Source organism: Maribacter polysaccharolyticus, from assembly GCF_028882255.1.
Lineage (GTDB): Bacteria > Bacteroidota > Bacteroidia > Flavobacteriales > Flavobacteriaceae > Maribacter_A > Maribacter_A polysaccharolyticus.
Genome location: NZ_JARBUY010000001.1, coordinates 350,321 through 370,103, shown reverse-complemented (window position 1 = coordinate 370,103; position 19,783 = coordinate 350,321). Strand labels below are relative to the sequence as shown.

At 40.7% G+C, this 19,783-nt stretch carries 12 protein-coding genes; 5 read left to right on the top strand and 7 right to left on the bottom strand.

Features of this window, described 5'->3' with window-relative positions; all coding sequences use genetic code 11:
• Window positions 1-4: 4 nt before the first annotated feature.
• Complete coding sequence (locus PHU20_RS01635; protein WP_274823594.1) at window positions 5-1,720, bottom strand: purine-cytosine permease family protein; 1,716 nt, start codon at window positions 1,718-1,720, stop codon at window positions 5-7.
• Window positions 1,721-1,827: 107 nt separating this feature from the next.
• Window positions 1,828-2,727 (bottom strand): hypothetical protein, encoded by a 900-nt coding sequence (locus tag PHU20_RS01630; RefSeq protein ID WP_274823593.1) that lies wholly within the window; start codon window positions 2,725-2,727, stop codon window positions 1,828-1,830.
• A 238-nt stretch (window positions 2,728-2,965) separates the two neighbouring features.
• Between PHU20_RS01630 and PHU20_RS01625 the strand changes: the two genes are divergently transcribed.
• Entirely contained in the window at window positions 2,966-3,703 is a 738-nt protein-coding gene (locus PHU20_RS01625) for an NUDIX hydrolase (protein WP_274823592.1), read from the top strand.
• Window positions 3,704-3,899: 196 nt separating this feature from the next.
• Here PHU20_RS01625 and PHU20_RS01620 read toward each other — a convergent pair whose 3' ends face one another.
• From PHU20_RS01620 to PHU20_RS01605, 4 genes are all read right to left on the bottom strand, one after another.
• Window positions 3,900-5,312 (bottom strand): efflux transporter outer membrane subunit, encoded by a 1,413-nt coding sequence (locus tag PHU20_RS01620; protein ID WP_274823591.1) that lies wholly within the window; start codon window positions 5,310-5,312, stop codon window positions 3,900-3,902.
• A 22-nt stretch (window positions 5,313-5,334) separates the two neighbouring features.
• Window positions 5,335-8,487: an efflux RND transporter permease subunit gene (locus tag PHU20_RS01615; RefSeq protein ID WP_274823590.1), complete on the bottom strand. Its 3,153-nt coding sequence runs from the start codon at window positions 8,485-8,487 to the stop codon at window positions 5,335-5,337.
• Between the two features lie 13 nt (window positions 8,488-8,500).
• Window positions 8,501-9,673 carry an efflux RND transporter periplasmic adaptor subunit gene (locus tag PHU20_RS01610; protein ID WP_274823589.1) on the bottom strand — a complete coding sequence of 391 codons (1,173 nt, stop codon included), beginning with the start codon at window positions 9,671-9,673 and terminating at the stop codon, window positions 8,501-8,503.
• Window positions 9,674-9,804: 131 nt separating this feature from the next.
• On the bottom strand, window positions 9,805-11,259 hold the full coding sequence (locus PHU20_RS01605) for an MATE family efflux transporter (protein WP_274823588.1): 1,455 nt from the start codon (window positions 11,257-11,259) through the stop codon (window positions 9,805-9,807).
• Window positions 11,260-11,391: 132 nt separating this feature from the next.
• On the opposite strand from PHU20_RS01605, the gene PHU20_RS01600 reads away from it, so the two are divergent.
• Window positions 11,392-12,297, top strand: a complete 906-nt coding sequence (locus PHU20_RS01600; protein ID WP_274823587.1) for an AraC family transcriptional regulator — start codon at window positions 11,392-11,394, stop codon at window positions 12,295-12,297.
• 104 nt (window positions 12,298-12,401) lie between these two features.
• Here PHU20_RS01600 and PHU20_RS01595 read toward each other — a convergent pair whose 3' ends face one another.
• Entirely contained in the window at window positions 12,402-13,970 is a 1,569-nt protein-coding gene (locus PHU20_RS01595; protein ID WP_274823586.1) for a S8 family peptidase, read from the bottom strand.
• Between the two features lie 290 nt (window positions 13,971-14,260).
• On the opposite strand from PHU20_RS01595, the gene PHU20_RS01590 reads away from it, so the two are divergent.
• The 3 genes from PHU20_RS01590 to PHU20_RS01580 all read left to right on the top strand — a co-directional run bounded on the left by PHU20_RS01590 (window position 14,261) and on the right by PHU20_RS01580 (window position 19,752).
• Entirely contained in the window at window positions 14,261-14,674 is a 414-nt protein-coding gene (locus tag PHU20_RS01590; RefSeq protein WP_274823585.1) for an HYC_CC_PP family protein, read from the top strand.
• Window positions 14,675-14,779: 105 nt separating this feature from the next.
• The gene (locus PHU20_RS01585; RefSeq protein WP_274823584.1) at window positions 14,780-18,520 is read left to right on the top strand and encodes an efflux RND transporter permease subunit; all 3,741 of its coding nucleotides are present in this window, start codon (window positions 14,780-14,782) and stop codon (window positions 18,518-18,520) included.
• Entirely contained in the window at window positions 18,517-19,752 is a 1,236-nt protein-coding gene (locus tag PHU20_RS01580; RefSeq protein ID WP_274823583.1) for a TolC family protein, read from the top strand. Before PHU20_RS01585 ends, PHU20_RS01580 begins: the two co-directional genes overlap by 4 nt.
• Window positions 19,753-19,783 lie beyond the last annotated feature (31 nt).

Genomic DNA, 19,783 nt, shown 5'->3' with positions numbered 1-19,783 from the left:
GAGTTTAATTTTTTTTAGATTTTCCACGTTTAAGGGCCCAATAGGCAGTACCAAAATAAATAAGGGTGCAAATGAATGTGTACCGATAAAAAATGCCGCGATTTTCCAAGTACATCGCTTCATTTGGACTTGCGAACAACACCATACAGGCCAACAGTAAGCTGATTATCAACACGATAATGGCAATGCTCCTTAGAATTTTTGTAAAAAGCGACTTATCTTTAATGGGCTTACGTTCTTCCTTGGCCAGTTGTTCTTGGTATATTTCGATGTTTTCATTACGTGTCCTTTCTTTTTCCTCGGCCTCTGGATACTTGTCTTTGGCTCCATATTTACCGGCTAAAAACGTATAGAGCACAATGGTAAAGATCCAAGTGGGTATGAACAGATAGAAGAAAGACATGACGTCAAGTGCATTCAAGCCAAAGCCAAAGGCAAGACCTAAAATCCATGAAGCAATGGCAGGGGTGCTGGTCGTTAATTGTTTATAGTGTAACCAATATCTTGAATATCCTATTCGGGGAAATATTTGATGTTCGGCAAATACGATTCCCCCAACGGGCACCACGATTAAACCGGCATAGGTCAGTAATGGAAGGATCTGGGAAAATACAAAAGGGAAACAGGCTACGATTACCGTTACCGAACCTACTATCAGGGTGGTTGTTTTTCTCGAGGTATTGTGGAAAATAGCTTGTGCGGCCAAACCGGCACGGTAAAGATTGGCTACGGCGGTAGTCCAACCGGCCACAATCACGATTACGAAACCAGACCAGCCCAAGGCGTAATAGGCCACATCACCGGGATCGAGTTCCACGATTTTTTTTCCTAGAATTACGGCAGCTCCGGCACCCATAATACCAGCGGCGATCCAGGCTACGTAATGTCCGAACATCATTCCCGTACTGGTGGCCAACCCATAGGTTTTCTTTTTGGCAAAACGGAATAAAGCCATATCGATAAGTCCAAAATGTGTGATGGTATTGGCTGCCCAGGCAAAACCGATAACTTCGGTAAGACCGATGCCCGCTTCGCCATAACTGTTGACACCGGTCCAAATGGAGCGGTCACCGAGGGTAATGAAATCCGTCCACCCATTGGGTAAGGTTTTCCCTAAAACCTCCAATGATAAAGCAGGTAATAGCACAAATGCCCCGCTTGTGAACATCACGAACAACCAAGGGGCACAAATACTCGAAAATTCCGAAACGGCATTAAAACCATAGATGGCAATGGCCACCACAACAAGACCGACCACCATTACAATGATCACAAACCACAGATTGGTCGGGTACCAATTCAATTGTGGGGGGATATTGAACGCAAAACGAACGGCCGTTGCGGAAACGGTGATCATGGCGGCGGAGATGACCGTAAAAATAATGACGTTGGCCCAATTATAGAGTTTGGTCATCGCATCACCGGCTATTTTATTGAGATAGGTATATAAGCTTAATCGGGTTTCTACGGCAATGGGCGAGGTAATCAACGTCCAGCTCAAAACGGCTAAAATATTACCGATCAATAGCCCCAATAAGATATCCTTGGTCGATGCTCCCAAGGCAACGAAAGTAGCACCAATGACAAATTCGGTGGCAGCAACATGTTCGGCAGCATACAAACCGGCAAAATGGGTCCAATTGTGCAATTTGTGTTTTGCAATCGGTAACTGGTCTACTTCTAATTTTTTGAACTCTTGGAATTCATTGGTCCTGTCCATGATCTGTTTTTTTTAATTAGCTTCTATTCTATTCTTTTTAAGGGTTGCTGCCTGTTACGAATACCGGATTGACCAAGTGTTTTGCAAGACAGTTATGGGTATTGGTTTTAAAATAATGTTATATCAAGTTGTAAAACGGTTTTTTGCATCTCAGGGTTCCACATGGCCGTAACTTCAACCGGTACCTTATAGGTGCCGATATTGAGGTCTTTCGCATAGATGACCCCGATATTGACCATGTTTCCGGCGCTATCCGTATAAAAGGTCTTATCGGTTATAAAAGACCAAGCCCCACCGGCAAAAAGGGATACATTAGCCGTGTCTTTCTCCCATATTTTATGTTTTACCTCAAAATAATGGGTCCAGGAATTTTTTAAGCTACCGTCTGCCTGTTCTTCATAATCGCCGGAACCCCCTCCTAAAATGGTCGCCAAATACAAGAAGGTTTTTGGGGTAATACTATAACCGAAATTAAGATCCACAAAATTGTAACCTTGGGTTTTGTCATAACTCCAAAAACGCAACACATCACCACGCTCTTCTACCCCGGTATAATTATTATGTGAAACGGCTTCTATGAAAAAGCGATTGCTAAAACGGTATTTTGTATACAGGGAAAACTCTTTGTACGTCGCACTTACGTATTCCCCCGTGTCCTTATTTTCCACATCGACACTGGTAAAACTTGCGCCACCCCAAACCCCGAACGTAAACTTCCCGTTAGGGGAATTATATTCCAGGCTTGTTGCGAATACGGCACCGGGATGTACTACGAATCCATGCCAGATATGCATGTTCTTTATATGTCCGTTTGCCATAAAAGCCTTGTAATCATTGTTGTCCGCTTCTTCTTGGGCCATGGCATTTTGGGTAGCACAAATAAGGAGTATACCCACAAACATCATTTTACCCAACTTTGCCCATAGGGCTTTAAGGGTAATTTGACCTCCCAATTTTGCGACTTGAAAATCGGAATCTAAAACAAATGGGGCTTCCGAATGTGCCATGTTTGATTTTTTAGTGACGCATTTATTAAACGTCATATTAACGTTTGTTTTTTCAAATGTATAAATTATTTTTAGTTTATTTTATGAATTCAACCAAAAAAATGTGCTATTTTAGCTCAATAATATGTTAGATTGATATTTTAGACCCTAAAACAAGGGCTTCTAAAGGAAAATAAAAAATGTTAAATTGACGTTTAATTGTTTAATGATAAGCTGTGTTTATACGAATTGATCATCTATGAAGTCTAAAGAAATTCTAAATTTATCAGTGGATTGCGTGGTATTCGGCTACGATACCAATACAAAATCACTTAATGTTCTATTGATCAAACGCTATCTGGAATCTGAAGATAAAAGCGAAATACTTGTCGATGATTATGTACTTACGGGTTATCATGTCTATCAGGATGAAACCTTGGATAAAGCGGCCACCCGTGTCCTAAAGGAACTGACGGGTTTATCCCATTTGTATAAAAAACAGTTCAAGGCTTTTGGCGATCCGGATCGTTTAACCCAAGCAAAGGACTTGCTATGGATAAAGAATGCCAAATTTGATAAAAGAACGGTGACCATCGCATATTACTTTTTGTTGAAAACCGAAGATGTCGATATTGCGAACAACAAGTACAATGCCAGGTGGTTTCCGGTTATGGACTTACCGGAATTGGGTTTTGACCACGAAAAGATCATTCATGAAGCCTATGAAGACCTTAAGACGAAATGCCTGGCAGAACCTATTATTTTTGAATTACTACCGGACAAATTCACGATTAATGAAGTACAGGACGCCTATCAATCCATTTTAGGGATAGAAATCGACAACCGTAATTTTAGAAGGAAACTGATCAATAAAAAATACATCATCCCTTTGGACGAGAAACAATTCGGGGTTTCCAAAAAACCTGCAAAACTATACATGTTCAGTAAAGATGTTTACGAGAAGATGTTCCAGAAAAATTATTTGATCAATATCTGATTTTCCCATGGTCCGAAATGGGTGCTCCCCTCCTACTTATCCCCAAGGATAAACCAAATGCAACGAGCACCTGATGGCCTTAATTAAGACCGGTGCCCGTCGGTTCGTTTCAATAAAAATACCTTGCTCCCTATGGACTAGCACGAATAAACGGAAGGTTGCCGTAATTTAATTTCATGTTCGGATCACTTACCCACTAGTTGAGCCACCCACCACCAAGGGCACGATACAATTCAATTACAGCTTGTAATTCTTGTTTTTTATCTTCCACACCATCCAATTGTGCGGTTAACAGACTATTTTTGGTGGTAAGCACATCGGTATAATTGGTACTTGATGAATACTCTAAAAGTGCTTCGGTAAATTCCACCGATTTTTTTAAAGCGTCTATTTGATGGGCCCTTGACTCCTGTTTTTCTTTTGCCTTGTTGTATGAATACAAGGCATTCGAAATTTCTGAACCTGCATTTAACCATACTGTTTTATAATCATAGAAAGACTGCTGTTGCACGGATTTATTGATTTTCAATCGTGCTTTATTTTCTCCATTGGCGAAAATAGGTTGTGTTAACCCCCCTATTAAATTATAGAAAATGGAATTATCGAAAAAATCGGATAAACTTAATGATGATAAACCTCCACTTGCCGTAATGGTCAAAGACGGATAAAAATAGGTTTTTGCCAGATTTACATCTTCAAAAGCACTTCTAAAGGCCATTTCGGCCTCTTGAATATCGGGTCTGTTTCTTAAAAGTGAAGACGGTATGCCTATCTTTAAATCGGCATAAGCGGTTTGCTCTTTTAATGATGATCTTTCTATGGTACCGGGAATCCTTCCCAATAAGATGGCTAACGCATTTTCTTGTTCCAGAATTTCCAATTCTATATCCGGTATCGATGTTTCCACCTCGTAGCGGCTAGCTTCACTCTGTACAACTGCGGAACCATCAACAACGGCAGATTCCTTTAAATACTTCATGGTTTCCTGATCACCGATCCTATTTTGTAAGGTTTCTTTCGTGATGGCCAGTTGCTCATCCAATGCCAACAAATTATAATATGCCATGGCAATATCGGATATCAATTGTGTTTGCACCGCTTTGGTGGCTGCTTCTGTTTGTAAAAAAGATGCTAAAACTGAACGTTTGTTACTACGCAGCTTTCCCCAAACATCAAGCTCCCAACTACTACTCAGTTGCCCCAAGTAGGTGGTTGTATTCAGATCTATCCCATTTGTACTGGCTAGATTAAGGGACGCTTCGGAGGTTTGTGATCGGGTTACCTGGGCACTACCTTCCAAACTTGGTAAAACCGCTAATCTTGCTTGAACCAAACTTGCCTTGGCCTGATTTATATTTTCGATGGCGACTTTTAGATCCAGGTTGTTTTGCAAACCTTCTTCTATCAAATTCTGCAATATACTGTCGGTTATTATTTCTTTCCATGGCAAGGTCGCCATAGACGTTGTATCGTTGACCGACGTATCTCTGTAAAGACCTGGAAAATCGCTATCGGGAGTGGTATATCTTTTATTGATAACCCCACAGGAATTCATCAATAAAACAATTACGGTAATTGGAATGATGTATTTTAAATTGTTGGATTTCATATCTGTATTTGATAATTCTTTATTACTGTTTTTTATCATCGATTGCATCTTCATCTCCCCAATCATGATCGGGTATACCCACTAATTTTTCTTGAAGTGTTTGGAAAATGATATAAAGTACCGGTATGACCAGTACACCAAGTATGGTACCGATGAGCATACCGCCAATTGCACCCGTACCTATAGCCCTATTGCCCGTAGCGCCAGCACCTGTAGCCATCATAAGCGGAAGCAAACCAAAGATAAACGCAAATGAGGTCATTAAAATGGGCCTAAATCGAGCAATGGCCCCGTCTATGGCCGATTGTACAATGGTTTCGCCCAAACGCCTTCTTTGTATCGCGAACTCCACAATCAAAATGGCATTTTTGGCCAACAATCCAATAAGCATCACCAATGTGATCTGTATATAGATGTTGTTGCTAATACCAAATAAATTCGCAAATATCAATACCCCGGAAAGTCCTGCCGGTACGGAGAGTAAAACGGAAATAGGAAGAATAAAGCTCTCGTACTGCGCACATAATAAGAAATAAACGAATATGAAGCACAGCATAAAAATATAAACGGTTTGGCTACCGGCGGAAATTTCTTCCCGTGTTATCCCGGAATATTCAAATCCGTAGCCCGTTGGCAACGTTTCTGCTGCTACTTCTTCAATGGCATTAATGGCATCACCGGAACTATACCCTTCATTGGGTGCCCCACTTATTTTTGCCGCTGTAAATAGATTAAAACGGGTTAAACTCTGCGGTCCGTAAACCCTTTTTAAGGTTATGAATTCGGTAATGGGCGCCATAACACCATTGCTATTTTTAACTTTTATGGCATTCAAACTCTCAAGGTTCGCCCTAAAATTAGGTTCCCCTTGATAGATAACACGGTATTGCTTTCCGAATTTATTGAAGTTGGATGCGTACACCCCACTTAAATAACCTTGCATTACACTTAAAACCCCTTCTACATCCAGACCTGCCAGTTTGGTTTTAGCTACATCCACTACAACTTCGTATTGTGGAAAGGTAGGATCAAACGTTGTGTTGGCATACTGTATTTCCTGTCGTTGGCTTAAAGTCTCGATAAAATCCTGGCTTACTTCATAAAGCTGGTCTACGGTACCACCACTTTGATCTTGCAACTGTACCTCAAATCCGTTACTTAAGCCAAATCCCGTAACGGTTGGTGGAGCAAAAAATATAATTCTGGCATCTTTCATTGTAGCCGTTTTTGCGAACAACTGATTGATGATATCCTGTACACTTTGCCCCTCTCCCTTACGTTCATCCCATGATTTCAGTTTTAATATGAACATGCCATAATTAGATCCTGAACCACTTAAAAAACCACGACCGGTAGATCGTAAAAATGCGTTTACTTCCGGTATGTCTTCAATAATTTTCTGTAATTCATCCAAAACTTCGTCCGTTCTTTCCATGGATGATGCCGCAGGTAAACTAACATCGGCAAAAACGGTAGCTTGATCTTCATCGGGTACGAAGCCTGTTGGCGTGGTATTCATTAGGTAAACGAATACCCCAATAAAAACAACGATAAGACCAACGGCAATGGCTTTTTTACGAATTAGGAAGGTTAATGCATTTTTATATTTAGAGGTCGTTTTCTCAAAACCTACGTTAAATGCCATATAAAAACGTTGTACAAAACTTTTTGATTTATGGTCTTCGTGCGGTTTTAACAATAAGGCACATAAAGCAGGGCTCAAGGTCAATGCATTAACGGCCGATAAGATAATGGCAATGGCAAGCGTTATCCCAAATTGTTGGTAGAAAACCCCTGAAGATCCACTTATGAATGTTACCGGTATAAACACCGCCGACATGACCAAGGTAATGGAAATAATGGCCCCGGAAATCTCGCCCATGGCGTCCAGACTCGCTTTTCGGGCAGATTTATACCCCGAATCCAGTTTGGCGTGTACGGCCTCGACCACCACAATGGCATCATCGACCACAATACCAATGGCAAGCATTAAGGCAAATAGTGTCAACAAGTTGATCGTAAACCCAAACAGGCTTAAGAAAAAGAAGGTACCTACGATAGCCACCGGTACGGATATGGCAGGAATCAATGTAGACCGCCAATCTTGTAAGAAGACAAATACCACAAGGAATACCAATAAAAATGCCTCGATCAAGGTGTGAACTACTTTCTCAATAGAAGCATCTAAAAAGTCGTTGGCATTTACCATTTCGGTATACTTAACCCCTTCAGGGAAATTTTCAGAAGCTGCTTTTAATGTCTCAATGGATTGTGCTACCACTTCTTGTGCATTGGATCCCGCAGACTGTGCAATGGCAACACCAATACCCGGGTGACCATTTATAAAGGTATCCGTACTGTACGATTGTGACCCTAATTCTACTCTAGCCACATCCTTTAAGCGTAGAATACGCCCATCATCCGTAGTCTTGATAATGATCTCCTCAAAATCGGTAGCATTTTGTAATTTACCCTTGTATTTTAAGGTGTATTGATACGCTTGATTACCTTGTAATCCTAGTTCTCCTGGTGCTGCTTCAAGGTTTTGGTCATCAAGAGCTGTGGTAATATCGGATGGAATTAATCCGTAATTGGCCATAATATTGGCTTTTAGCCAAATACGCATACTATAATCTTTGGAACCAAATGCTTGGGCACTACCAACCCCGTTTATCCTTTTTAAAACGGGTACCAGATTGATTTCGGCATAATTCTGGATAAATTCCTCATCATAATTTTCATTTTCACTGTACAGCCCGAAAATAAGTACATTACTACTTTGCTGTTTTTCTGTAGTAACACCGGATTGTGTAACTTCTGAAGGCAATAAATTTGAAGCACTGGATACACTGTTTTGAACATTGACCGCTGCAATATCGGGATCGGTACCCAATTCGAAATATACGGTTATACTGGCCGAACCGCTGGTTGCCGTTGAGGTCATATAGGTCATGCCTTCTACACCATTAATGGCTTCTTCCAAAGGAACGATAACACTATTTAATACGGCTTCTGCATTTGCACCGTCATAAGAGGCTGAAACCTTTACGGTTGGTGGTGCAATATCTGGATATTGGGATATTGGCAGGGTCGTGATTCCGATAATCCCTAAAATCAATATGATGATAGAAATTACTGCCGAAAGAACCGGTCTCTTTATAAATTTATTGAACATTATTTCTACTATTTTATGGGTTGGTAGATGTAACTTTTTCTGTGATTTGCTGTAAGGCACTTATATCACTCTCTTTTACTTGAACTGGCTTTATTTCTTTACCACTAGTTAAACCTGAAATGCCTTCAAGAACCACTTGATCACCATCTTTAAGTCCATCAGTAACAATATAGGCCTGACCCGAATTTGTAGCGGTTACCGTGATCTTGGTTGATTGTACTTGTGACTGATCGTTTACCAAATACACATATACACCGCCTTGAATTTCGTAAGTAGCGGATTGAGGGATAAGAAAAGCCCCATCAATGGTTCTGGGAAGTTGTATGGTGGCGCTATTACCTGTTCTAAGTAAGTTGTCGGGGTTGTCAAAAATGGCACGAACATTAAATGAGCCAGTTTCTTCGTCTACTTGTCCGCTAACCGTTTGAATTTTTCCTTTCTGGTCAAATAAAGTGTAATCTGGCAGTAGAAGAGTAACTTCATCTATGTTGTTCAACATGCCTACTTTCGCAAATTCCAGATATGTTTTTTCGTTGATTGAAAAATAAGCATATACCTTTTTGATATTGGACACCGTAGTCAAAGGTTCCGTAATGCTACTGTTAACCAAACTCCCTAATTTATAGGGCAATGAACCTATATAACCTGAAACCGGGGCTGTAATTTTGGTATAGCCAAAGTTGGTTTGTGCATTGGAGTAATTGGCTTGTGCTTGTTCCAAAGCCGCATTTGCCGCAGTAAGCGAATTTTCGGCAGAAGTTAACTCAAACTTGCTGATGATTTCCCTCTCTACCAAGGGCTTCGCTTTTTCAACATCTAACTGAGCAGAGCTTACATCGGCCTTTGCACTACTGATTGCTGCCTTTGTGCTCAAAAGTTCCTGTTCATATTCAGGTGCATTCAATGAAAAAAGTACTTGCCCCTTCTGCACATATTCCCCTTCATCGACCAGCACTTTTTCTATAAAACCTTCAATTTTGGGATAAATCTCTATGTTTTCGGTACCTTCAATGGTTACTGGGAATTCCCTAAAAAGCCCAATGTTTTTTGGTGATACGGTGAGTACCTTATAATCTGCAATCCCATGTCCGATTTCAGGCTTTTTATTGCCATTACAAGATGCCAATAATAAACCAATGATTAATCCATAACATAAGGTCTGTAAGTTGATTGCTTTAGTTTTCATATAACTGTATTGTTTTATTGATTGTATTGAAATAAATATGCTGTCGACTTGCTTTTGAAAGGATATTCTTCCTGCCATTTTTTTGAGTTAAAAGCGTAATTGTTTTATTCATTATTTTTAGTGGTTGGAACCTAATTGCCAAGTAATTCACTTGTATGCTTTGTGGATGGTATTTTTAATTTATGAATTGAATATTTTTTGATCAATAGGAACGAAATCAAGGCCGCTAGACTGTCACTGAGTACAAAAGCTACCCATATACCGATTAAGCCATACATCGTATTGAATATATAGGATATAGGAACGAACAGTGCCGGACGTAAAAGCGCTGAAAATGTTGCAATTTTGTTCTGTTGAAGCGCTTGAAAATACCTAGTCATTACTATCTGCACCATATAAAATGGAATGGATATTGCGAATATCCGTATAGCTACTTTAGTGATGGTCATGATGTTTTTATCACCATCAATGAAAACATCAATCAATTGAGCGGGGAGCAGTTCAAGTGTTACAACTCCGAAAAAGGCAATTAAGCTTACCATTCTCAGAGCGTATTTCAATGTTTTCAAAGCACGTTCAAAGTGTTTTGCCCCAAAATTATAGCTTACCATGGGTTGCATACCATCGCCTGTGCCAAGTGCGGTCATCATAAAAAAGACATTGATTCCGAAAATTATCCCCATGGCGGCAACTCCATCGGTTCCACCGGAAATAAGTAATAATTTATTGGCAAATATGTTCTGTAAGCTTATGGCTATGTCCATTATAAAAGGAGCAAAACCCACAGAAAGAATAGGGAGGATAATGTGTTTTTTAAGTTTTATTTTTTTCCATACTATTGATACCTGGCTTTTACCGGTTAAATAGTATCGTATTAAAAGTATTGCATTTACAGATTGTGCAATTATCGTTGCAAGTGCCGCACCACCGATACCCATATTCAACATTTTCATAAAAACATAATCCAGGCTCACATTGATTATGGATGATAATAGAATAAGTTTTGCCGGGAAACGGGGGTTTCCTTCCGCACGACAGGTAAATTCCAACGCTAGGAAAAAACTAAGGGGAAAGCCCATGATGATGATGGCAAGATATTCAGCGGATAAATCAAATAGGACCCCTTCTGCACCGAAAGCGACCAATAAAGGTTTATAAAAGAGTAAACCGGCAGCTGTAAAAAGTATTAAGGTGATGAAAAGTCCTGCAATGCAATTCCCCAATGCATCCTCAGCCTTATCCCTTCTTTCTTCCCCCAAATATTTGGCAATCAAAATACCGGATCCACTACCGAAAAGCAATACAAATCCAAACTGAAAAAGTGTAACAGGAAAAGCCATAGTTACGGCTGACAGTCCTTCCGCACCCACAAATTGGCCCACAAATATGCGGTCTACGAAGTTGTAAAGCGCATTGATCAGTAATCCCAGTACTGCCGGTCCCACAAAAACGAAAAGCAATTTCAAAACGGGATCATCTTTAAGGGAATAGTTATTTGGATGGTTCCCCATCCGCGGCATAACGACCTTTCTCCTGGCTTTTGAGAAAAGAAATAGGCTACGAAATTTATGCGTCAAATCATCCATTATAGGGGCTCTCATTTTAAGGGACAAAAGTATGGGATGGATAAGCTGAAATATGGATTATAATTTGAGCAAAATAGATTGCCATTTAAGTTTTGTATATCTTTAACACCTCAAACGGAATACTGTGATAGCATGAAAGTATTTAATGATATAAATACCTATTTTATAAATGGTTTGGAAAAAGCCAATGATTACTCCAATGGATTTTTTATTAGGGAAATAAGCAAACATAAGACTTTGGTAAAGCCCGGTAAGGAATTTTTTGGGCCACACAAACGTGATTTCTTTGAAATAGCCGTGTTACGACGAAATACAAGAAATATTAAAATAGGAAATCAGACGCTTCAACATATGGAAAATAGTCTGGCTATTGTTTCCCCTTTTCAAGTGATCAATTATAGTGACTTCCCTAATAATAATGATAATAATGATGATGAAGGTTTTATCATATATTTCAACCCTTCTATTTTCACTAACTTAAACCAGTCGTATGGCCTTCAGAATGAATTTCCTTTTTTCAAAATCCATACGATGCCCATATACCATTTGAATGATCGTGATTTTAATGATATTTTGAATGTGGCTAAGGAATTACACCATGAATCCAGAAGTACTAAAGCATATAATTTTGAAATTGTAAGATCATTACTCCTTATGTTACTTTATAAGGTAAAACGCTATACACAAGACAATAAAGGTATTGTTACCATGAATAGATTTGAAGCGGTCATGTCTAAATTCGAACAAGAACTGCTTTCGAGCAACAATCAATTTTTAACTGTTAAGGAATATGCCTCAAAGCTGCATATAAGTCCTATTTATTTAACGGAATGCACCAAAAAAGCAACAGGTAAGAGTGCACAGAAAATAATTATCGATTATAAGATCTTATATGCAAAAACGCTTTTACATCAAATGGGTAAATCGATTGCCGAAGTAGCGTATGCATTGAATTTTAATGAAGTGGCCAATTTCAATCAGTTCTTTAAGCGTAACACGGGGGTTACGGCGACGCAATTCCGTAATGGAATGGAATAAGATAGGCCGTAAATCATTTAGTGCCTTCTCACCTTTAAATTGAAAAATCAAGAAGGCTACGGTCAATACCTTTCCTTGTGCACCATCTTGCCGTAAGCGATCGGCTATGGATTCAATACTGCTTTCACCGCATCATAGGCATTGATAAAACCATGACCACTTTGGTAATCAAAGCCCGGTATACCGATGTCTTGGGCCGTATTTTTAAGAATAGCCCTGATTTCCCAAGGCAACAGCTCCGGGTTGGCCGATAACATCAACGAAACGATACCTGCCGTATGGGGCCCTGCAAGCGAATTGCCACTGGCCATGTTCAATAACCTCCCTTCGGGATCGACACAGGGTACTTTGGAATTTATGGTCGCAAAATCAGGTTTGTTCACCTGTCCGTCCTTGTAATATGCGGTATTCCAGACTACCGGACCCTGGCTACTGAATTTAGGCCGCTCACCGTCTTCACCGATACCCGCAACCCCTAAAACCGCATTGGGGATATCTTCCGGGTTACGCATTTGTTCCGGTAGTGGTGCAAATTGAGGTCCTGCGGCAAAATTTCCCGCTCCAGAAATAAAAACCACCCCACATAAAGTACCTTGCTCCAATATTTTTCTCCAATGGGTTTTGTATTCCCCAAGGTTGGGGTGCGAAAAACTCATGCTATAGGTATCCGCTCCCTGTTCTATGGCCCATTCTATCGCATCTTCAAAATGGGCAATACCGATTACCGGTGCCCATTTGGCCCCGGGGGCCACCCCAATGGCTTTTTTGGTACCCGTGGCATAGGTGCCCACGATCATAGCGGTACATAAATTACCGTGAATATTTGTCGCTCTTCGAATGTTGGGTTCATTAAGGTTGGCGCGGCCTTCATCAAAATGGTACCCGTGATAATCGTCTATATATCCATTTCCGTCATCATCGATCCCATTTCCCGGAATTTCCCCTTTATTGGTATAAATGTTCGATGCCAAAGGAGGAATGTCCAATTTAAAACCGGAATCGTGAACGACATTAAGTACGCCTTTCCCGGTAATGCCGAACTCGTTCCACACCTCAGGGGCACGTATTTTTTCGATGTTCCAAGGATAGGACTCGACCGCTTTAGGGTCAAAATCCGATGGGGGAATGTGCTCTAGGTATTCAGGTCCCATATTGGTGCCTTTTGATACGACCGGGGCCTGTTTCTTAAAAATATAGGCGACGTCTTCCAGGTTTTTAATAGCCTCGAAACCCTCGGGGGTGGCAGTACAGCTAAACCCACTGATAATCCAATGTTGTTTGATTCCCGTCACCAAACCTTCCCGCTCAAGGGCTTTAAGTGGCGCTGCCACTTTTCCAAAAGCCGTATTGCTCATGGCTTTTAAGGTGGTGGTCATTTCCGAACGCAATTCACTTCTTTTTCTTCCTTTGAATTCCATGGTTTTTTCCAAAAAGGAATCTGCCTTTTCCAGGTATTGATCTTTAAACCATACGACTATGGTTTGTGTGCTATCGGCAGGATTATACGCGGGATCGACCCAAACACCATCCCTGTTCTCGGACAACGCTTTTGTTGTCCAATGTTGTGGATTGGTGGAACCTTCGTTTGCCAAAGGTTGTGAAATGGCGTTTATGGTACTTGTTACGCAAACAATAAGGACGAATACGAATGGAGTTAATTTCGGGTGCATCATTCAGAATTGGGCTAAGAATATAAGTTTCGGTTTGTTAAATACTGTTTTCACGTGGAAAAATACATTTTTTCAAATCCAATTACTAATGCATCCTAAAATTCAATTTCGGTTCAGTACACCGTGTACTTTCCTCCTATGCTTCAATATCGGTGCTGTTTATTGGGTGTAAACGATTGTTTAGTAGTTTGTTATTGTTTTTTTTTGGAAGCCTTCGCAGGATGCAATGAAGGCCCTTGTGTTAACATAATTTTATAATGAATCCATTTAAAATATTTATCTTTGTTGTTGGTATGAAACGACTATTCCATAAAATAATGGCCTTGGTAATGGCTTTTGTAGTGTTATTCACTACACTGTCATTTACTGTTAGCATGCATTATTGTGGGGATACTTTAGTTGAAACCGCAATTTTCAAAAAGGTCAATGGTTGTGGAATGGAAATGGAAAAACCTGCTACCGAAGGTTGTTCGATGATCAAGAAAAATTGTTGCGATGATGAACAATTGGTTGTTGACGGTCAAGACGAATTACAACTGCAGGTTGACAAAATTTCTTTTGGGCAACAGGTATTCATTGCTTCCTTTGTTTATTCCTACATCAACCTTTTTGAAGGGTTGGATAAAAACGGACCTTCCTACGAAAAATACGAACCACCGCTCGTCAACAAGACCATCTACAAGCTAGACGAGACATACTTGATTTGATTTTTAAACGATGGACTTTTATCCTTTGGCCATGGCTTTAAGGATAATTCGCTGTGTTCGGTGTTGTTATGACACCAATGTCTAATTGTTTAATAATCAAAGCCAATGCTGAATAAAGGCATCAAATTTTTAATTGAGAACAAACTCGTAGCGGTTTTATTACTTGTCCTTTTCGTGGGATGGGGAACGGCAAATGCACCTTTTAATTGGGATACAGGTTTTTTACCAAGTGATCCCGTAGCCGTGGATGCCATTCCGGATATCGGTGAGAACCAACAGATCGTCTTTACGCCTTGGGAGGGTCGTTCCCCACAAGATATTGAAGATCAAATTACCTATCCTTTAACGACATCTTTATTGGGTATTCCGGGAGTAAAAACCATACGTAGTTCATCTATGTTCGGCTTTTCAAGTATCTATATCATTTTTGATGAGGACATAGAATTTTACTGGAGTCGCAGTCGTATTCTCGAAAAACTGAATTCCTTGCCAAGTGGTCTATTGCCCGAAGGGGTCAATCCTGCTTTGGGTCCCGATGCCACCGGATTGGGGCAAATATTTTGGTATACGTTGGAAGGTCGTGATGAAAACGGTAAGGTTACCGGTGGTTGGGACTTACAGGAACTGCGGAGCATTCAGGATTTTTATGTCAAATATGCGTTGTCCGCTGCAAGCGGTGTTTCTGAAGTAGCTTCCATTGGGGGTTATGTACAGGAATACCAAGTGGATGTGGATCCTGAATTGATGCGGCAATACGATGTTGGATTGAACAATGTCGTAAAAGCCGTAAAGGAAAGTAATAAGGACATTGGTGCACAGACCATTGAAATCAATAACGCAGAGTATTTGGTACGGGGATTGGGGTATGTAAAATCGATAGCGGATATTGAAAATGCAGTAGTCACTTCCGTAGACTTTACCCCTATCAAAATCAAGGATATCGGCAAAGTAACCTTAGGCCCGGCAACCCGAAGGGGAATATTGGACAAAGAAGGTGCGGAGGTGGTCGGTGCCGTTGTAGTGGCACGGTATGGTGCAAACCCAATGGAAGTCATAAACAACGTAAAAAAGAAAATCAACGAAATAAGTGGAGGATTACCTTCAAAAGTGTTGGCAGATGGAAGAACATCACAAGTGACCATCGTTCCCTTTTATGACCGAACGGAATTGATCCAAGAAACCTTAGGTACCTTGAACGAAGCATTGACCCTGGAAATACTCATTACCATTTTGGTCATTGTCCTTATGGTGTTCAACCTTCGGGCTTCGCTATTGATTTCCGGGGTATTGCCCGTAGCGGTATTGATGGTTTTCATTGCCATGAAGTTCTTTGGTGTCGATGCCAATATCGTTGCCCTGTCGGGTATAGCCATTGCTATCGGTACCATGGTCGATGTCGGGGTGATACTTTCGGAAAACATTATTAGGCATTTGGATGAAGATAAAGGTTCACAATCCATTAATACCGTAGTGTATAACGCCACCGCAGAAGTCTCCGGTGCGATAGTGACCGCTGTCATGACCACAATAATCAGTTTCATTCCCGTGTTTACCATGATTGGGGCAGAAGGAAAACTATTTAGGCCCTTGGCCTTTACAAAGACCTTTGCCCTAACGGCATCCATTATCGTGGCTTTGTTCCTAATTCCACCCTTTGCCGCTTTTTTATTCAGGAAGAAACCCATGAAAACCTATTTTAAAACGGTTTTAAATGGGGTTTTGATAGTATTGGGTATTGTTGTGGTCGTGTACGGGTATTGGTTGGGATTGATTCCGATGGCATTTGGTGTTATAGCACTGTTGAATCTGCAAAATAGACTTTCGGATAAAAATGCGAACCTTGCAAACATCATCATTTCAGTTGCTGCCATCGTATTCTTGTTGGCCGAATATTGGAGACCATTGGGTGTTGACAGGAATATTTTTTGGAATCTCATTTTTGTGAGTGTCATCTGCTTTGGTTTATTGGGTGTTTTTTCCTTATTCATTACCTACTACACTCGTATTTTACGATGGTGTTTGGAGAATAAGCTACTGTTTTTATCGGTACCTGCGGCCATTGTGATTGCGGGGTTTTTAATAATGAAGAATACGGGCAAGGAGTTTATGCCATCACTTAATGAGGGCTCTTTTCTACTAATGCCCACTTCAATGCCCCATTCGGGTGTAGAAGAAAACAAACGGGTCTTGCAACAACTAGATATGGCCGTCGCCAGTATTCCTGAAATTGAAACCGTGGTGGGAAAAGCAGGAAGGGCATCATCGGCATTGGACCCGGCACCCTTATCAATGTACGAGAACATCATTCAGTATAAACCGGAGTATATGTTGAATGAACACGGAAACCGCCAACGCTACAAAGTAAATGAGGACGGTTTGTTTGAATTAAAGGATGGTCGATTGATCCATAACGAAAATATTGCGGTCAGTTCGAGCGTAGTCGAGAACAAAGCGATTATCAAATCAACTTCATTAAATATCCAAAGGTCTCAACTAATCGAAGACAACGACGGGGAATTCTATCGAAATTGGCGACCGGGAATACGATCACCTGACGATATTTGGAATGAAATCGTAAGGGTCACCAGACTTCCCGGTGTCACTTCCGCACCAAAGCTTCAACCTATCGAAACCCGACTGGTAATGCTTCAAACCGGAATGCGTGCACCAATGGGTATCAAAATAAAAGGGCAGGATTTAAAACAAATCGAGGCATTTGGAATGCAATTGGAAACCATCTTGAAAGCGGTTGAAGGCGTTAAGGATGAAGCCGTATTCGCAGACCGTATTGTGGGCAAACCCTACCTGTTGATTGATATTGATAGGGAGCAAATAGCACGTTATGGGATTTCGATAGATGATGTACAGAATGTATTGAAAGTCGCTGTAGGCGGTATGGTACTGACCCAAACCGTTGAAGGTCGGGAGCGCTATGGGGTTCGTGTCCGTTATCCGAGGGAATTGCGTGCCGATCCAACTGATTTACGGCAGATTTATGTGCCGGTTGCCAAAGGCAGTCCGGTACCATTAAGCGAATTGGCAACAATTCGCTATGAACAAGGTCCGCAAGTCATTAAAAGTGAAGACACTTTTCTAGTGGGCTATGTCTTGTTTGATAAACTGGATGGTTTTGCTGAAGTTACCGTGGTTGAAAATGCACAAGCATTGTTACAACAAAAGATAGATTCAGGGGAATTGATGGTGCCCAAAGGAATCAACTATGCATTCTCGGGAACCTATGAAAATCAACTACGGGCCGAAAAAACCTTATCGGTCGTCGTGCCTTTGGCCTTGGCCATTATCTTTTTGATCCTGTATTTCCAATTCCGTTCAGTCGCCACCTCTTTAATGGTGTTTACCGGTATTGCAGTGGCCTTTGCAGGTGGCTTTATACTGATTTGGTCGTATGGTCAAGAATGGTTTTTAAACTTCAGTTTCTTTGGAGAAAACCTGCGCGATTTATTCCAAATGCATCCTATCAATTTAAGCGTGGCGGTTTGGGTTGGATTTATAGCACTTTTCGGAATCGCAACCGATGACGGTGTGGTAATGGCAACCTATTTGACCCAAACCTTTGACAGGAACACGCCAGGAAACAAGAAAGAAATTAGGGCGTCTGTTGTCGAAGCTGGGGAAAAACGTATCAGACCTTGTTTAATGACCACGGCTACTACCCTATTGGCATTATTACCGGTATTGACATCGACAGGACGTGGAAGTGATATCATGATTCCTATGGCCATACCCAGTTTTGGTGGAATGCTCATCGCATTGATCACCTTATTCGTAGTGCCCGTATTATACAGCTGGAAAGCCGAAGTTCAACTCAAAAGCACAGTAAAATGAAATATAGATCGATTAACTTGAAATTGGCCTTGGCTCTTGGTTCATGGTTTTTGGGTCTTTCTGCCGACGCCCAACAATTGGAAGTACTCATTGATGAAGCCTTGATGAACAATCCGGAAATTCAAAAATTCGAGTTGCAATATAAAAGAGCTTCCGAAAAGGTGAATGAAGTCAATACCATTCCCAATACCGAATTCGGAGTAGGCTATTTTGTAAGTGAACCTGAAACACGCACCGGTGCACAACGGTTTAAAGTTTCTGCCAAACAAATGTTACCTTGGTTCGGGACGATTACCGCAAGGGGAAATTATGTGGGTTCGTTAGCCGATGCCAAATATGAAGACATCGTTATCGCAAAGCGAAAGTTAATGGCTTCGGTATCCCAGTCCTATTACAATTTATACGCCAACAAAGCCAAACAAGGGGTGCTGACCGAAAATATCGAATTGCTCGAAACCTATGAAACATTGGCTTTGACCTCTGTTGAGGTGGGTAAGGCATCTGCTGTTGATGTGTTGCGATTGCAAATGCGTCAAAACGAAATGCAACAACTAAAGGATGTTTTGCACCATCAATTTTTAGCGGAACAGTCTTATCTCAATAACCTTTTGAACAGGGATAATGGGGTTTCGGTTACTATAATCGATGCATTGGATATTCCATCGGAAGATTTTGAAATGAATGCCGGAGATTTGGACGTGCATCCCGAATTGTTGAAATATGACAAGCTTTATCGGTCCGTTGCACAATCCGAACTGTTAAATCAAAAAGAGAGCCTTCCCATGATCGGTTTCGGTTTGGACTATATCAATGTTGACGAACGCCCCGATATGAGTTTCTCCGATAACGGAAAAGATATCGTAATGCCCATGGTTTCGTTATCCATTCCTATTTTCAATAAAAAAAACAAATCCCAGACCAAGCAAAATGAGTTGGAACAGCAGGAAATAACCGCTCAAAAACAGGAACGTTTAAATACATTGGAAACGCTTTTGGATAAGGTGACCAATGAACGCATTTCTGCACGAATAAGTTATGCCATTCAAGCTAAAAACTTAAAGCAAGCTAAAGATGCAGAAGACATTTTAATCAAAAGCTACGAAACAGGTACGATTGATTTTAATGATGTATTGGACATTCAAGAACTGCAATTGAAATTTCAAATGAACCAAATAGAATCCATAAAGTCCTACTATGTAGCGACAACGATCATTAACTATTTAATACAGTAATAAAAAAAGGCCCAATGTGCAAGAACGAACG

Bases quoted from the DNA above. Each gene is read 5' to 3' on its own strand.
- PHU20_RS01635 (WP_274823594.1), bottom strand. From the start codon at position 1,720: ATGGACAGGACCAATGAATTCCAAGAGTTCAAAAAATTAGAAGTAGAC.
- PHU20_RS01630 (WP_274823593.1), bottom strand. From the start codon at position 2,727: ATGGCACATTCGGAAGCCCCATTTGTTTTAGATTCCGATTTTCAAGTC.
- PHU20_RS01625 (WP_274823592.1), top strand. From the start codon at position 2,966: ATGAAGTCTAAAGAAATTCTAAATTTATCAGTGGATTGCGTGGTATTC.
- PHU20_RS01620 (WP_274823591.1), bottom strand. From the start codon at position 5,312: ATGAAATCCAACAATTTAAAATACATCATTCCAATTACCGTAATTGTT.
- PHU20_RS01615 (WP_274823590.1), bottom strand. From the start codon at position 8,487: ATGTTCAATAAATTTATAAAGAGACCGGTTCTTTCGGCAGTAATTTCT.
- PHU20_RS01610 (WP_274823589.1), bottom strand. From the start codon at position 9,673: ATGAAAACTAAAGCAATCAACTTACAGACCTTATGTTATGGATTAATC.
- PHU20_RS01605 (WP_274823588.1), bottom strand. From the start codon at position 11,259: ATGGATGATTTGACGCATAAATTTCGTAGCCTATTTCTTTTCTCAAAA.
- PHU20_RS01600 (WP_274823587.1), top strand. From the start codon at position 11,392: ATGAAAGTATTTAATGATATAAATACCTATTTTATAAATGGTTTGGAA.
- PHU20_RS01595 (WP_274823586.1), bottom strand. From the start codon at position 13,970: ATGATGCACCCGAAATTAACTCCATTCGTATTCGTCCTTATTGTTTGC.
- PHU20_RS01590 (WP_274823585.1), top strand. From the start codon at position 14,261: ATGAAACGACTATTCCATAAAATAATGGCCTTGGTAATGGCTTTTGTA.
- PHU20_RS01585 (WP_274823584.1), top strand. From the start codon at position 14,780: ATGCTGAATAAAGGCATCAAATTTTTAATTGAGAACAAACTCGTAGCG.
- PHU20_RS01580 (WP_274823583.1), top strand. From the start codon at position 18,517: ATGAAATATAGATCGATTAACTTGAAATTGGCCTTGGCTCTTGGTTCA.